Origin of the sequence: Sphingobacterium sp. UBA7855 (genome assembly GCA_002500745.1) — a bacterium.
In the GTDB taxonomy this organism is placed as follows: Bacteria; Bacteroidota; Bacteroidia; order Sphingobacteriales; family Sphingobacteriaceae; genus Sphingobacterium.
In genome coordinates this window covers 424,972-439,827 of the sequence record DLST01000010.1, presented here as the reverse complement: position 1 = coordinate 439,827, position 14,856 = coordinate 424,972, and the positions used below count along the sequence as shown (strand labels likewise).

Here is a 14,856-nt window from a genome sequence, read left to right as displayed (position 1 = left end):
ATCATGTCATTAGAAATACAAATAAACCAAGACATTAAAGCGGCAATGATCGCAAAAGACACGGCAAAATTACGTGGTTTACGTGCAATTAAAGCAGCTATCCTATTAGCAAAGACAGAAAAGGGTCATGCCGAAGATCTTAGCCAGGAGGCAGAGATTAAAGTTTTACAAAAACTTGTAAAACAACGTCGCGAATCTGCTGAAATTTATAAAAGTCAAAACCGCGAAGATCTTTATGAAATTGAAGTTGAGGAAGAGAAAGTAATTGAGGCTTATCTACCAAAACAGTTAAGCAAAGAAGAAGTAGAAACCATAGTCAAAGCAATTATCGCCGAAACAGGAGCTTCTTCCATTAAGGATATGGGTAAAGTGATGGGCGCCACTAATCAAAAGCTTGCTGGACAAGCAGATGGAAAAACCATCTCTGAAGTTGTTAAAAGTCTTCTTGCATAAAACGCTCAAATCAATAGAGTCAAATTAAATTGGATATGTCTTTCCAGCCATATCGATTACATAATTTGACTCTGTTTTTATTTCAATTATGGCTTATCAGTGGAATCTAAAGAGTTTTGACGAACTCAACACGAATGAATTATATCGTATTTTAAAGCTTCGAATGGAAGTGTTTGTTTTGGAGCAAGAATGTTTATATCCTGAATTGGACGATAAAGATTTTGCTTGTCTACATCTGTGGACAGAACAAGATGATCGTATTATGGCATACACGAGATTAGTTCCTCCGGGCATTTCCTACCCACAGGCTTCCATTGGTCGCGTTATCGTCGCCGAGGAAGCGCGCGGAACCGGTCTGAGTAAAAAATTAATGATGCATTCTATCGAATCGCTCTATAAAGAATTCGGTGAAGGTGAGATACAGATAGGCGCGCAATTTCATTTAAAACCCTTTTATGAAAAATTAGGATTTAAACAAATCTCCGAGCCCTACCCCGATTATGGAATCCTTCATATTGATATGATTAAACCCGCAATTTAGTAAATTTAGGCATGCAAAACGTTGTTATTATCACAGCCGCCCTATTTGGCGGCCTCGCTATTATCCTAGGTGCATTTGGAGCCCATGCATTCAAAAAAATCCTATCTGCTGAAAAACTGGAATCCTTTGAGGTCGGCGTTCGATATCAAATGTATGCTGCGCTAACCCTATTGATTCTAGGATTCAATTTCCACTTTGAGCTTCAGTCTGAACGAGTAGCATTTTATCTGATCACACTAGGAACTCTTTTATTCTCTGTAAGTATTTATTTTCTATCGTTTGCTGAATACTGGAAAAAGAATCTAAAGTTTCTTGGCCCAATTACGCCGCTCGGCGGATTATTTATGATCGCAGGCTGGGTTGCTATTATCATTCGCTTTTTGTAGATTTGAAGTAAATACGGCAATGATGTCTGCCCTGAACCGCCCTAATAAGCTAATGACGTCTACTATTTTTATAAAACAACAATTTATATAAAGTATAGACTTATGGCTATGGCACATTCAAATGAAAGCAATCTTCATTTTCTTCTTAAATGGATTATCTCTTGTAGTGCGATAGGTTTCATCGTAGGATCTATTTGTGCATTTTTTCTCTTTTCCCTCAATTGTGTAACGCAGTACCGAGAAGCTAATCACTGGATAATTTATGGACTTCCATTAGCGGGATTTGCCATTGCATTGTCCTATAAGTATTGGGGCAATACATCAAGCAAAGGAAATAACCTGCTGATTGAAGAATACCTTCATCCCCAACGCCGCATCCCGCTTATCATGGCGCCTCTTGTCCTATTCGGAACTTTACTTACACATCTGTTTGGGGGTTCTGCAGGTCGTGAAGGAACTGCTGTACAGATAGGTGGAGCGGTTTCCGATCAGCTTAATCGCTGGTTTGACTTCGATAAAACTGAACGTCGCATCTTAATTTCGATCGGCATCACTGCAGGATTTGCCGCTGTGTTTGGTACCCCGCTCGCCGGAACGATATTCGGTCTGGAAGTCCTACTCATTGGGAAAAAAAGATATTTCGGTATCCTTCCCTGTTTATTTACCGCCTATCTTGCGAACTTCAGTTGTCAATTATGGAATATTCCGCATACCCATTATCCAATTCATGATGTTATTCCTATATTAACGTTGACCAATATTGGATTTAGTCTCATCGCAGGCATTCTATTCGGTATCACCGCATGGCTTTTTACATTTACCAGCGACTTCTTTAGCGTGCAATTTAAACGAATTAGAGCAACGCTACTAAGGCCTGTGATCGGCGGTATTGTTTTGGTACTCATTGTTACCATATCTCACAGCAGCAAATATATTGGACTTGGCATCCCGATGATTCAGAACGCATTCGTTGATCAGTCGAACTATTATGACTTTTTCATCAAGTTACTATTGACGACTTTCACCCTTTCGGCTGGGTTTAAAGGCGGAGAAGTCACCCCGCTATTTTTTATCGGGGCAACTTTAGGTAGTGCATTAAGCACCATTATTCCACTTCCCATCAGCCTTCTGGCTGCAATGGGCTTTGTAGCCTTATTTTCAGGCGCTACAAATACCCCGCTCGCCTGTATTGTCATGGGCTATGAATTATTTGGGAGCCAAACTATTTTATTTATAGCAATAGCATGTATAGCCGCGTTTATCTTTTCAGGGAAAAAAGGAATTTATATTGCGCAAAAAGGAGGTTTAAAGGAAAAACTCTACCGAAGACTAAATTTATAAACAGGATCTGTGCTTACAAGTTCTATACGTATAATAACTATAATCAATATGGACGAATTTAACTACAAATGTATCGCTCAGGAAATGCCCTCTATAAAGCAAATACAAATGAAAGTTTTAACGGAAGAAGTTTACTACTAAAATAAGAAATTATTCAATAAAAAGAGCCTTAAATGAGCGGTATAATTTAGGCTCTGGATGGTTAACTTTAGTATCGAACTATAGTAACTTTCCCTGCAAAAAGAAAGCAGCGACAGTGAAATAGATGATTAATCCCGATACGTCCACAAGCGTAGCAACAAATGGTGCCGACGCTGTAGCAGGGTCCAAACCGAATCGACGTAAAATAAATGGAATAAACGAACCTGATAGCGTTCCCCATAGCACGATAAACAATAGGGAAACTGCTACCGTAAAACCAATTGCAATCCAGTAAGGACCATAATCATATAGGCCAAGAAAATGCCAAGCCAGTATACGTAGAAAACCAATCGTACCCAATATTCCTCCTAGAATTAAACCCGAAGAAACTTCACGCTTCATCACATACCACCAATCCTTAAGCTTCAATTCACCAAGAGCCATCGCACGGATAATCAAAGATGCTGCCTGTGACCCTGAATTACCACCACTGGATATAATCAAAGGAACAAATAGAGCCAATACAACGGCCTTTTCCAATTCTCCTTCAAAAAATCCCATTGCCGACGCTGTAAGCATCTCACTGAAAAACAAGATGATCAACCAGCCTGCCCTTTTTTGAATCAATTGAAGCAAGGGCGTTCTCGTATACGCCAGATCCAATTCTTCCATACCCCCAAATCGCTGTATATCTTCCGTATCCCGATCTTCGATTCGGTCTAACACGTCGTCAAATGTGACAATTCCGACTAATACCCCAGCTTCAGTAACGATAGGCAGGGCACTTCGATCATATTTTTGAAAAATTTCAAAAGCTTCTTCCATAGGTGTTGATGCTTTAATCGCAGCAAAATTATAGTCAATCAGATCAGAAATCTTTGTTGACGCATCCGATAGCAGTAATTGACCAATTTTCAAATCGTCGATCAAGACATTTTTCTCATCAACTACATAGATGAAGTTGAGCGTCTCAGCCTTTCTCCCGAACACCTTGATATGCCGAAAGACGTCGTCAACAGTATAATAAGGACGAACCTGCACATACATTGGCGTCATCAGGCGGGCAATACTATCCTCCTTGTAACCGATCAGTTCCAAAGCCATCTGCTTCTCCCGCTCATTCAAAAGATTGATCAGGTATTTAATTAGATCATCTGGAAGTTCCGAAAACAGATCATTTCGGGTATCCGGCTTCAGATTATTCAGCAATTCAGAAAGTTCATGTTCTGTCATTGATTTGATCAACGTGTACTGAACATCCAATTCAAAAAAACAAAAGATTTCTAATCTATCCTCCAAAGGATAGTTCATAAATTGCTGATGTTGTTCCCCTTTATTTAGACGCGAGATTTCTTCTGCGATATCGGCTGGGTGTAATGCTGAATTTTGTTCCATTGGAAGATAATTAATGGATTTACGGCAAAAGTAGCTTATTTTGTATTATTTCCAACAAATAGAAACACTATTTTTTAATGATAGTTCTGGCTAATACGACCCTAAATCCCCTACTACTACGTTAATGGATGTATTTGGTTTAATATCGCTATAGATTTTACAATAGCTTAAAAATTAATTAATCCAGGCGGTAGTTCTATTGGCTCTAGGCCCGGCCTAAAAAGCAGCGCAGCCAAATTACCTTGTAGATGTATTTTTCCATCATTTACATACAACCAGCTACCTTCACGTAAACCAATGACGGGCTGCATATTCAATTGATGAAATTCCTTAATCCGCGTTTCTCTCGTTTCCCCTCTATGTGTGGACTTTGGATCTGGATCCAAGTAATGTGGATTGATATTAAATGGTAAAAAACCAAGCGCATCAAAGCTAGGCGGATAAACAATAGGCATGTCATTTGTAGTTCCAATAGTCAGCCCTGTTAAATTGGAACCGGCTGATGTGCCGACGTATGGAATTCCCTTTGCTACTTGTACACGCAATTGCTCGACCAAATCCAGTTCATATAAGGTTTTTAACAGTAAAAATGTATTCCCACCGCCAATAAAAATAGCCTTGGCATCCTGAATAGCCTTCTTCATATTAGGAAACTCATGTATTCCCCTAACCGTTACCCCCTTATCTTTCAACGCATCTTGCACTTTAGCGGTATAGGCATCAAACGAAATTCCAGAAGGTCTCGCAAATGGAATAAATAATAATTCATCGGACTGAATAAATTCTACAAAATCGTGCTTAATATAAGCTAAAAAATCACTACCATGAATCGTGCTTGTACTTACGACCAATAACTTGTACGCTGGATTAACCTTCATATCCTATCATTAAAATTTTAAACAAAAAGTACCTTTGGTTTCGCCTATTTCGAAGCCAAAGGTACAAGTTTTCATTCCTTACTCTATGTTATTTCTTATCGGCAGTCTTTTTTTCTGTACCCACCCTTTTATTTTCTTGCAGCGCTTTATATAAAAGATATTCGATCTGCCCATTAACACTTCTAAACTCATCTGCAGCCCATTTTTCCAATGCTTTGTACATCTGGTCGTCTAAGCGTAGCATAAAGTTTTTCTTATCCGCCATTTTACTTCGTTTATTGGTACAAAGTACCTGTATTTACAATTGGTGTCGCTGCTTTTTCTCCACAGAGTACGACCATTAAATTGCTGACCATCGCCGCTTTTTTCTCGTTATCGAGCTCTACAATATCTTTTTCAGATAACTTATGTAGGGCCATTTCCACCATTCCGACAGCACCGTCTACGATCTTTGCCCTAGCGGCCACAATTGCTGCCGCTTGTTGCCTTTGGAGCATAGCACCTGCTATTTCGGAAGCATAAGCCAAATGACTGATTCTCGCCTCTTTAATAATAACCCCGGCTGGAGCCAACCGATCAGACAATTCTTGTTCAAGAATATGATTGACTGTATCCCCACCTTCACGTAAAGTGATCTCCGCTCCTTCATCTTCCAAGTTATCATACGGAAAGCTTCCGGCCAAATGCCTCACTGCAGCTTCACTTTGCGTGCGTACATAAGAGGTATAATTACTGACATCATAAGCAGCTTTATAGGTGTCTCCTACCTGCCATACAATCACTGCTCCAATCTCGATTGGATTTCCCATCTTGTCATTTACTTTCAGTGTCTGTCCCTGTAAGTTATCCGACCGAAGACTTATTTTAATGGTCGAATATAAGGGATTTACAAAAAACAGACCGTTTTCTTTAACCGTACCTACATATTTTCCGAAGAAATTGAGTACACGGGAATGATTGGGATTAATAATCATCAGTCCTTTAAGGATAAAAAAAGTAGCAATCATCAACGCTACTCCCAATACGACATACAGTGAACTTTCCTCGACGTTGGCAAATGAGAATATCGCTGCTACAAATGAAAATACCGCTATCAATAAAGCTAAATAGCCTGACATGGGTTTAATTAGTTTTTCCATAATTTGTTAATATATTTTTGATATCATTTTACTATCATAAATATACTATACTATTTTTAATTTTTCAAATGAAATAGTAAAATTTATATTTTTGAATATGCTTAAAAAATCTTTTCTACCCATCGTGAATTGCACAACCCAAACGCTCATACTTGGCTCGTTACCAGGAGATAAATCATTAGCAGAAAATGAATATTATGCACATCCCCAAAATCGATTTTGGAAAGTCATTGAATATCTGCTTAATGCACCTCAGCGGATAAGTTATACAGAGCGGATAAATATCTTACTCAGAAACCATATTGGTCTTTGGGATGTTTGTGCTGAAGCCTCTCGGCCTGGAAGCATGGATTTAGCCATACAAGATGAACGCCCCAATCCGATTGCTGAGCTGCTAGAGACCCACCCTAAAATCACACAAATTATTTTCAACGGGCAAAAAGCATACAGTTTATACTTAAAGCATTTCAACAAAAGAGAAGACATTATTTACCGATGCTTACCCAGCACAAGTCCAGCGAACGCAAGATGCAATCTCGAAAATTTGATTGCACATTGGCGGATAATAATAAGTGATTAAATTACACGAATAAGATTCATTAATTCAGTCCTATTGCTTATTTTTGCCGTAAGATGTCAGATTTAAAATACAATCAACGCGGCGTATCCGCAGGGAAAGAGGATGTGCACAATGCGATAAAAAATATAGATAAGGGTCTGTTTCCCAAAGCATTTTGCAAAATAATTCCAGATATTTTGGGGGGAGACCCAGACTGGTGTAATATTATGCATGCGGATGGTGCTGGTACCAAATCTTCATTGGCTTATGTATACTGGAAGGAAACTGGTGATATTTCAGTTTGGAAAGGTATCGCACAAGACGCGATTATCATGAATATTGATGACTTACTTTGTGTGGGTGCCATCGATAACATTCTTTTATCGTCCACGATTGGCAGAAATAAAAACCTCATTCATGGAGATGTGATTGCTGAAATCATTAATGGTACAGAAGAGATTCTGGCGGAACTTCGAGGTTTGGGAATCGGCATCTATTCTACTGGTGGCGAAACGGCTGATGTTGGCGACCTTGTTCGCACCATCATTGTTGATAGTACAGTAACCTGTCGGATGAAACGTGAAGATGTTATTTCAAATCATCGCATCAAAGGCGGTAACGTCATTGTAGGCTTAGCATCGAATGGACAAGCAACCTATGAACAGGCATACAATGGCGGAATGGGTTCCAATGGACTAACTTCTGCACGTCATGATGTATTTAACAAAAAAGTAGCTGAAAAATACCCGGAAGCTTATGACCCGGCTGTTCCTTACAATTTAGTTTTCGCCGGAAGTCAAGATCTTACAAATGAAATTGAAGTTGAAACAGGAGAAAAAATAACCGCAGGTAAGCTAGTCCTTTCCGCTACACGTACTTATGCGCCTGTTATCAAACAGATACTAGACAAGTACCGTTCGCAAATTGATGGAATGGTACATTGCTCAGGTGGAGCGCAAACAAAAGTCTTGCACTTCGTCGATAATGTGCATGTCATCAAAGATAATCTTTTCCCGATTCCACCTCTTTTTGCATTAATACAGAAAGAATCCAATACAGACTGGAAAGAAATGTACAAAGTATTTAATATGGGACACCGTATGGAATTATATGTACCTGAATCGATTGCATCGGATATCATCGCCATTTCAGAGTCATTCGGGATTCCGGCTCAAATCATAGGCCGTGTAGAGGAATCTGCATCCAAAAAAGTAACTATAACCTCTCCTTACGGAGAATTTATCTACGAATAAAAGATTTTTATCCTTGTCCCCTACATACCTAGGAGACAAGGATTTTATTTTCAATTTGGTATACATGAAAGAAAAACTTCTTGTGGGCTGGAAAGAGACCCTTGATTTACCTGAATTGGGAATATATGGTATAGAAGCAAAAGTCGATACCGGTGCGGCATCGTCGGTACTACACTGCAATTCATACAAGATCATTAATGAGGATGGTCAAGACTGGATCATCTGCGAACTGATCATAGATTTTGAGACAAAAGAGACAAAAACACTAAAGTTAAAACTCTATCGAACAAAACTCGTAAAAAGTTCTTTTGGCCAAGAAGAAAAGCGTTACTATATCCGTACAACAGCAACATTATATAACCAGGTATTTAGCATTAAAATCTCCTTTAGAAATAGATCACAAATGACCTACCCTATGCTTTTGGGTAAAAACTTCTTAAACAAAAGGTTTTTGGTCGATGTTTCCAAAGAAAATCTCTCCGTGAAGGCCTTGGCAAAATAAAAACAAATAGCCAAGCTATTTTGTTATCTTAGCACAAAATATACTCATTATACAAATCGTGAAAATTGCCGTATTATCGACAGTAAAGAGTTTATACTCTACTCGTCGTCTCGTAGAAGCCGCACAACAAAGAGGACACGAATGTGTTGTCATTGATCACAGCAAGTGTTATGTCGGTATTCAGCAAGGTAAACCAAGTATCCATTACAAAGGTCAGGATCTGAGTGATATTGACGCCATTATTCCCCGAATAGGCGCATCGGTAACATTCTATGGATCTGCCATCGTTAGACAATTTGAGGTCATGGATGTCATTTCTGCGAATCCCAGTCAAGCCATTACGCGATCGCGAGACAAATTAAGGTGTCTACAAATTTTATCCGGTGCTGGTATCGGTCTACCTATTACAGGGTTTGCACGTACGGCTTCCGATGTAGACGATCTTATCAATATGGTTGGCGGAGCCCCATTGGTCATTAAATTATTGGAAGGAACTCAAGGCATCGGTGTAGTACTTGCCGAAACTAAAAAAGCGGCCTCTTCTGTTATTGAAGCGTTCTACGGCCTGGGTAACAACATCCTGATCCAAGAGTTTATTAAAGAATCAAAAGGCTCGGATATCCGGGCTTTTGTGGTTGACGGCAAAGTTGTTGGCGCGATGAAACGTACTGCCAAAGAGGGTGAGTTTAGGTCAAATATCCATCGGGGTGGCACTGCCCAGATTATTCGATTAAATAAAGCCGAAAGAGAGACAGCAATCGCTGCTGCCGCGCAATTAGGACTAACGGTTTGCGGTGTGGATATGATTCCTTCTGACAGGGGCCCTCTGGTATTGGAAGTAAACTCATCTCCAGGTTTGGAAGGCATCGAGAAAGCGACAAAAAAAGATATTGCCTCAGAAATTATACAATACATTGAGCGACAATATGAAGCAAAAAGGGCTCAGATGCCTAAAGTCGTTAAGAAAAAGAAGAAAAGAGAAAGTAAATTGTAATTATAAAAAATACTTGAACGATGGGCTAATGCTTTTGTATTAGCTCATTTTCTTTATTCACTATTTCACTTTCATAACCATATTATCCGCGCCTTCAGTAGACACTTTTACTTGTCCAGTTTTGTTCTTCGTAGACTTATAATGGACATGGTTTTTGACTCCCTCAATTTGAACAGTCTCTACTGAACCAATATTAACCATATTGTCTGCCCCCTCTATGGTCACCGTTGTGATGTCATTCCCTGTTACAGTATTCCCCTTCCCCTCAATAATCAATTTACTCACATTGCCACGGATCACAACTTTATTGTCAGCACCTTCTATTTGTACAATCTCCCCCCCTTTGGCCTCTATCGTACGATTATTGTTCACCCCTTCAATTGAGATAACTTTTCCCTGCTGATTAACCACATCGTTCGTTAGAGCCTTGGAAACTGGCTCTTTGGCCGCCATCACCAAACTTCCGGTCAAAAGAAGCGAAAATCCGAATATAATCGTTCTTAATGTCATAATGCTATGTTTTCTACAGCTCTACAAAAATCAAACCTAATTTCAAATCTAAAAGAGCTATAACTTGTAAAATACAGCGTCACTTGCATCAAGAGTATAATTGGGGGCAAGAACTAAAATGAAACACAGCATTGTATTGGATATACTTGTCACATAGCGTACGAAAAAAGATACAGTAACGATCATAACAAAAAAAGGAGCCTAAAAGGCTCCTTTAATATCTCTAACAAATTGACAGCGGATTAAAAACTCTATTTTACTGCGTCTACAACTGCTTTGAAAGCTTCTGGGTTATTTAAAGCTAAGTCAGCTAAAACCTTACGGTTCAAACCAATGTTTTTAGCGTTTAATTTACCGATCAATTGGGAATAAGAAATTCCGTGTTGACGAGCTCCAGCGTTGATACGTTGAATCCATAAAGCTCTAAACTCGCGTTTTTTGGTTTTACGATCGCGGTAAGCGTATTGTAAACCTTTTTCTACTGTATTTTTAGCAATAGTATAAACTTTGCTACGTGATCCAAAGTAACCTTTTGCAAGGCCTAGGATTTTTTTGCGTCTTCTTCTAGAAGCTACTGCGTTAACCGAACGTGGCATATTTTTAAAATTAGTTTGGTAGAAGGTGCCATGTATTTCAATGAACTTACAACCTTATACCCGGTTAAAAAATTATTATTAATAAAATCGAATAAAACTTATTTACCGATAGCAAGCATACGTTTTACGTTGCCCATATCGCCATCAGATACATAACTTGTTTGTGTTAAGTTACGTTTACGTTTTGTGCTCTTTTTTGTCAAGATGTGGCTTTTGAAAGCGTTTTTTCTTGCAATTTTACCTGTTCCAGTCAATTTGAAACGTTTCTTTGCGCTGGAATTGGTTTTAACTTTTGGCATAATACTTATAAATTTTATATCAATCTGTTAGAATTCTTATTATTTTTTAGGAGCCTTTGGAGCTACTGTTAAAAACATACGTTTACCTTCTAATTTAGGTAAAAGTTCTACTTTACCGTAATCTTCTAAAGCCTGAGCAAAGCGTAACAACAAAATCTCACCTTGATCTTTGTGTACAATAGCACGACCTTTAAAGTGTACATAAGCACGAACTTTCTCTCCACTTTCTAGAAACTTAATCGCATGCTTCAATTTGAACTCAAAATCATGCTCACCAGAGTTAGGTCCGAAACGTATTTCTTTAATAACAGTCTGTTTTGCATTAGCTTTGATTTCCTTTTGTTTCTTCTTCTGTTCGTAAACAAACTTACTGTAGTCGATAATCTTACAAACCGGCGGTACAGCATTTGGCGAAATCTCCACTAAATCAAGTTCCAACTCATCAGCCAACTCTAACGCTTTGCGCGTAGGGAAAACTCCTTGCTCCACATTATCTCCTACCAAACGTACCTCAGGTACTTTGATTAACTCATTAATGCGGTGATCTGGTTCTTTCTTTCTCATTGGTGGTCTTGGACCACCGGGTCTTTTTAATGCCAAATGTTTAAAAATTAAACGGTTATTTCCTTAATTAATATATCTCTAAATGCCTCAGCAGTCATAGTTCCTAATTCCACTGAGCCATGTTTACGTACAGAAACTGTGCCATTTTCCACCTCTTTTTCCCCTACAATCAACATATAAGGAAGCTTTTTCACTTCGGCGTCTCTGATTTTTCTGCCCACTTTCTCGTCACGTAAGTCTATCAGTCCGCGAATATCGGAATTATTTAGCGAATTCAAAACATTTTGAGCATATTCTTCATATTTTTCTGACACTGGCAAGACTATAAATTGCTCAGGAGCAAGCCATAATGGGAATTGTCCAGCACAATGTTCGATCAATACAGCCACAAAGCGTTCTAAAGATCCGAAGGGTGCACGGTGAATCATCACAGGGCGATGTTTCATGTTATCACTTCCTGTATATTCCAACTCAAAACGCTCAGGCAAATTGTAATCGACTTGTATCGTACCCAACTGCCATTTACGACCTAAAGCATCCTTCACCATAAAATCCAATTTTGGACCATAGAAAGCAGCTTCACCATATTCTACGACTGTCGGCAAGCCTTTTTCCTCCGCCGCTTCAATAATTGCAGATTCAGCCAAAGCCCAGTTTTCGTCAGTACCAATATACTTCGTACGATTCTCAGGATCACGTAACGACACTTGTGCTGTATAATCATTAAAGCCTAAGGCTCCAAAAACATAAAGTACTAAATCGATTACCTTTTTGAATTCATCTTTAACCTGATCTGGACGACAAAATAAATGGGCATCATCTTGAGTAAACCCACGAACCCTTGTTAAACCGTGAAGCTCACCAGATTGCTCGTAACGATATACAGTACCAAACTCAGCAAATCGAACCGGTAAGTCCTTATACGAGCGTGGTTTTACTTTATAAATTTCACAGTGATGCGGACAGTTCATTGGTTTTAACAAAAACTCCTCTCCTTCGATAGGAGTCTTTATGGGTTGAAATGAATCCGCGCCATATTTCTCATAGTGTCCAGAAGTCACATATAACTGCTTATGTCCGATATGCGGCGTAACAACGGGCTCATACCCCGAATTTAACTGTGCTTTCTGTAAGAAGTCTATCAGCTTTTGGCGTAATGCAGCTCCTTTAGGCAACCAAAGAGGCAAACCTGCACCAACTTTTTCAGAAAAAGCAAAAAGTTCAAGTTCTTTTCCCAGTTTACGGTGATCACGCTTTTTCGCTTCCTCAATAAACTTCAAATATTCTGTAAGCTCCGATGCCTTAGGGAACGTAACACCATAAATACGTGTCAACTGTTTGCGAGACTCATCACCTCTCCAGTAAGCACCGGCAACATTCGTCAATTTAATCGCTTTGATAAACCCAGTATTTGGAATATGAGGACCGCGACATAAATCTGTAAATTCCCCCTGTGTATAGAAAGTAATCTTTCCATCTTCCAAGTCTTTGATTAAATCTAGCTTATACTCATCTCCTTTTTCAGTAAAGTAAGACAATGCATCCGATTTCGAAACAGCTTTACGTTCAAATGTTTCTTTCCGTTTAGCCAGCTCCAGCATCTTGTCTTCGATCGCTTTAAAGTCATCAGACGAGAATTCACGATCACCAAAATCAACATCGTAGTAAAATCCGGTTTCAATCGCGGGACCAATACCAAATTTAATCCCAGGATACAATGCCTCCAAAGCCTCAGCCAACAAGTGTGCTGAAGAATGCCAAAAAGTGGATTTACCTTTGGTATCATTCCAGGTCAATAACTTGACAGTAGCGTCATTTTCAATAGCACGGGCAGAATCCCACACTTCACCATTTACTTCGGCAGCAAGGACGTTTCTTGCAAGCCCTTCTGAGATTGATAACGCAATCTCTGCAGCAGTGATCCCTTGTTGATAATCTCTTACGGAACCATCCGGTAGTGTAATTTTAATCATTTACAACTATGATCTTTAAATTGTTAAAAAATAGAAAACATAAAACAACATGTACAATTATGTTATTACACTTACGTTTTCAATAAATAAATTGTGTCACAAATTTAGTAAAAATTCTGATAAATAACATGACTTTGTGCTGAGCGCGAGCTATACGTTTCCCACCCCTCCTTTCACCACCACCCATCATTTAAATCCGTTATACATCTCTGGTCTCATTATGATTTTTCTCTTGCGCATGCTATTCAAACTCGATTGGGACTTCCTTTTTATGGCCAAGAATGAACTTTCACGCTTTAGAATAATTTTTGATAATTGCTCTATGCCACTTTAAGCATTAATAGGGTATTAACAAGGGGTTAACAGGGAGATAACAGGGGGTTAACAGGGGTATACCCAAGTTACCCCCCTGTTATCTCCCTTTGAAAGGAGTGTTTTCTCGCTGTTAGTATACTATGTGATATCTATTTGACTCGCTGTAGAGATTACCATTACCCTTCCAAAAACGGTTTGCTGTAATTAATCTGATAAATAAATCCAGTTGTGAATTGAAATGACTAAAAAATGATAGTGAGTTAATAAAAGCCAATTGACAAATTGAGCATCTCATTAATATTTGCTACTTTTGCAGACTGAAATTTTAACTATGTCAAATCAAGTACCAGAAGACGGAACACTATTGCCCTTGATGGAGGAATTTTACACTATTCAGGGTGAGGGCTACCACACCGGGACTGCTGCTTATTTCATACGATTGGGGGGCTGCGATGTGGGTTGCCATTGGTGCGATGTAAAGGAAAGCTGGGATGCTTCTATACATCCGCTTACAACAGCAGATTCGATTATCGAAAACGCAAAGAAATATCCTGCCAAAACAGTTGTCATTACAGGTGGAGAACCACTTATCTATAATTTGGATTACCTAACGAAAGGGCTTCATCAGGAAGGTATTAAAACCTTTATTGAAACCTCTGGTGCGTATCCACTGAGTGGTGAATGGGACTGGATATGTTTATCGCCGAAGAAATTCAAAGCGCCTCGCAAAGATGTATTAGAAGCTGCTGGTGAACTGAAAGTGATCGTTTTCAATAAAAGCGATTTCGCATGGGGAGAAGAATACGCACAACTCGTTGGACCAAACTGCAGATTATATCTTCAACCTGAATGGTCAAAATCCAAAGAAATGACCCCTTTTATTATTGAATACGTAAAAGAAAATCCGAAATGGGATATTTCGCTACAAACACATAAGTTTTTAAATATTCCCTAATAATTGAATTGCTTCTCAATTAGCGGTTACAAAAAAAGGCTTTCAATAGTATGAAAGCCTTT

18 protein-coding genes and 1 riboswitch are annotated in these 14,856 nt (G+C 38.9%); of the genes, 9 read left to right on the top strand and 9 right to left on the bottom strand.

The genetic code is table 11. The features are described 5' to 3' along the window. Positions 1-3 precede the first annotated feature (3 nt). From B2107_RS08100 to B2107_RS08085, 4 genes are all read left to right on the top strand, one after another. The gene (locus B2107_RS08100) at positions 4-453 is read left to right on the top strand and encodes a GatB/YqeY domain-containing protein (RefSeq protein WP_293954829.1); all 450 of its coding nucleotides are present in this window, start codon (positions 4-6) and stop codon (positions 451-453) included. 88 nt (positions 454-541) lie between these two features. Next, positions 542-994 (top strand): GNAT family N-acetyltransferase, encoded by a 453-nt coding sequence (locus B2107_RS08095; protein ID WP_293954827.1) that lies wholly within the window; start codon positions 542-544, stop codon positions 992-994. Between the two features lie 11 nt (positions 995-1,005). Further along, positions 1,006-1,380, top strand: a complete 375-nt coding sequence (locus B2107_RS08090) for a DUF423 domain-containing protein (RefSeq protein WP_293954825.1) — start codon at positions 1,006-1,008, stop codon at positions 1,378-1,380. 6 nt (positions 1,381-1,386) lie between these two features. Continuing rightward, a riboswitch (Fluoride riboswitch) is annotated at positions 1,387-1,449 on the top strand. Positions 1,450-1,488: 39 nt separating this feature from the next. Then, entirely contained in the window at positions 1,489-2,721 is a 1,233-nt protein-coding gene (locus B2107_RS08085; RefSeq protein WP_293954823.1) for a chloride channel protein, read from the top strand. A gap of 219 nt (positions 2,722-2,940) precedes the next feature. Here the strand turns inward: B2107_RS08085 and mgtE are convergent, their stop codons facing one another. From mgtE to B2107_RS08065, 4 genes are all read right to left on the bottom strand, one after another. After that, entirely contained in the window at positions 2,941-4,257 is a 1,317-nt protein-coding gene (mgtE, locus tag B2107_RS08080) for a magnesium transporter (protein WP_293954820.1), read from the bottom strand. 167 nt (positions 4,258-4,424) lie between these two features. Further along, positions 4,425-5,135, bottom strand: coding sequence for a dipeptidase PepE (gene pepE / locus B2107_RS08075; protein ID WP_293954818.1), 711 nt, complete (start codon positions 5,133-5,135; stop codon positions 4,425-4,427). 88 nt (positions 5,136-5,223) lie between these two features. Next, a complete protein-coding gene (locus tag B2107_RS08070) occupies positions 5,224-5,400 on the bottom strand; it encodes an Arc family DNA binding domain-containing protein (RefSeq protein WP_293954817.1) in 177 nt (58 codons plus the stop codon). 10 nt (positions 5,401-5,410) lie between these two features. Beyond that, the gene (locus B2107_RS08065) at positions 5,411-6,274 is read right to left on the bottom strand and encodes an SPFH domain-containing protein (RefSeq protein WP_293954815.1); all 864 of its coding nucleotides are present in this window, start codon (positions 6,272-6,274) and stop codon (positions 5,411-5,413) included. 97 nt (positions 6,275-6,371) lie between these two features. On the opposite strand from B2107_RS08065, the gene B2107_RS08060 reads away from it, so the two are divergent. The 4 genes from B2107_RS08060 to rimK all read left to right on the top strand — a co-directional run bounded on the left by B2107_RS08060 (position 6,372) and on the right by rimK (position 9,582). Continuing rightward, complete coding sequence (locus B2107_RS08060; RefSeq protein WP_293954813.1) at positions 6,372-6,854, top strand: DNA-deoxyinosine glycosylase; 483 nt, start codon at positions 6,372-6,374, stop codon at positions 6,852-6,854. A 53-nt stretch (positions 6,855-6,907) separates the two neighbouring features. Next, positions 6,908-8,086 (top strand): AIR synthase related protein, encoded by a 1,179-nt coding sequence (locus B2107_RS08055; protein ID WP_293954811.1) that lies wholly within the window; start codon positions 6,908-6,910, stop codon positions 8,084-8,086. Between the two features lie 64 nt (positions 8,087-8,150). Next, a complete protein-coding gene (locus B2107_RS08050; RefSeq protein WP_293954809.1) occupies positions 8,151-8,588 on the top strand; it encodes an ATP-dependent zinc protease in 438 nt (145 codons plus the stop codon). Between the two features lie 58 nt (positions 8,589-8,646). Further along, entirely contained in the window at positions 8,647-9,582 is a 936-nt protein-coding gene (rimK, locus tag B2107_RS08045) for a 30S ribosomal protein S6--L-glutamate ligase (protein ID WP_293954807.1), read from the top strand. 60 nt (positions 9,583-9,642) lie between these two features. Here the strand turns inward: rimK and B2107_RS08040 are convergent, their stop codons facing one another. The 5 genes from B2107_RS08040 to thrS form a co-directional block, all read right to left on the bottom strand. Then, the gene (locus tag B2107_RS08040) at positions 9,643-10,092 is read right to left on the bottom strand and encodes a DUF3060 domain-containing protein (RefSeq protein WP_293954805.1); all 450 of its coding nucleotides are present in this window, start codon (positions 10,090-10,092) and stop codon (positions 9,643-9,645) included. A 251-nt stretch (positions 10,093-10,343) separates the two neighbouring features. Next, positions 10,344-10,688, bottom strand: a complete 345-nt coding sequence (gene rplT / locus B2107_RS08035) for a 50S ribosomal protein L20 (protein ID WP_046674462.1) — start codon at positions 10,686-10,688, stop codon at positions 10,344-10,346. Between the two features lie 98 nt (positions 10,689-10,786). Continuing rightward, positions 10,787-10,987 carry a 50S ribosomal protein L35 gene (gene rpmI, locus B2107_RS08030; protein WP_002993964.1) on the bottom strand — a complete coding sequence of 67 codons (201 nt, stop codon included), beginning with the start codon at positions 10,985-10,987 and terminating at the stop codon, positions 10,787-10,789. Positions 10,988-11,026: 39 nt separating this feature from the next. Then, positions 11,027-11,587, bottom strand: coding sequence for a translation initiation factor IF-3 (gene infC, locus B2107_RS08025; RefSeq protein ID WP_075993338.1), 561 nt, complete (start codon positions 11,585-11,587; stop codon positions 11,027-11,029). A gap of 11 nt (positions 11,588-11,598) precedes the next feature. Then, complete coding sequence (thrS, locus tag B2107_RS08020) at positions 11,599-13,524, bottom strand: threonine--tRNA ligase (protein ID WP_293954803.1); 1,926 nt, start codon at positions 13,522-13,524, stop codon at positions 11,599-11,601. Between the two features lie 646 nt (positions 13,525-14,170). On the opposite strand from thrS, the gene B2107_RS08015 reads away from it, so the two are divergent. After that, positions 14,171-14,794, top strand: coding sequence for a 7-carboxy-7-deazaguanine synthase QueE (locus B2107_RS08015; protein ID WP_293954801.1), 624 nt, complete (start codon positions 14,171-14,173; stop codon positions 14,792-14,794). Positions 14,795-14,856: the final 62 nt, after the last annotated feature.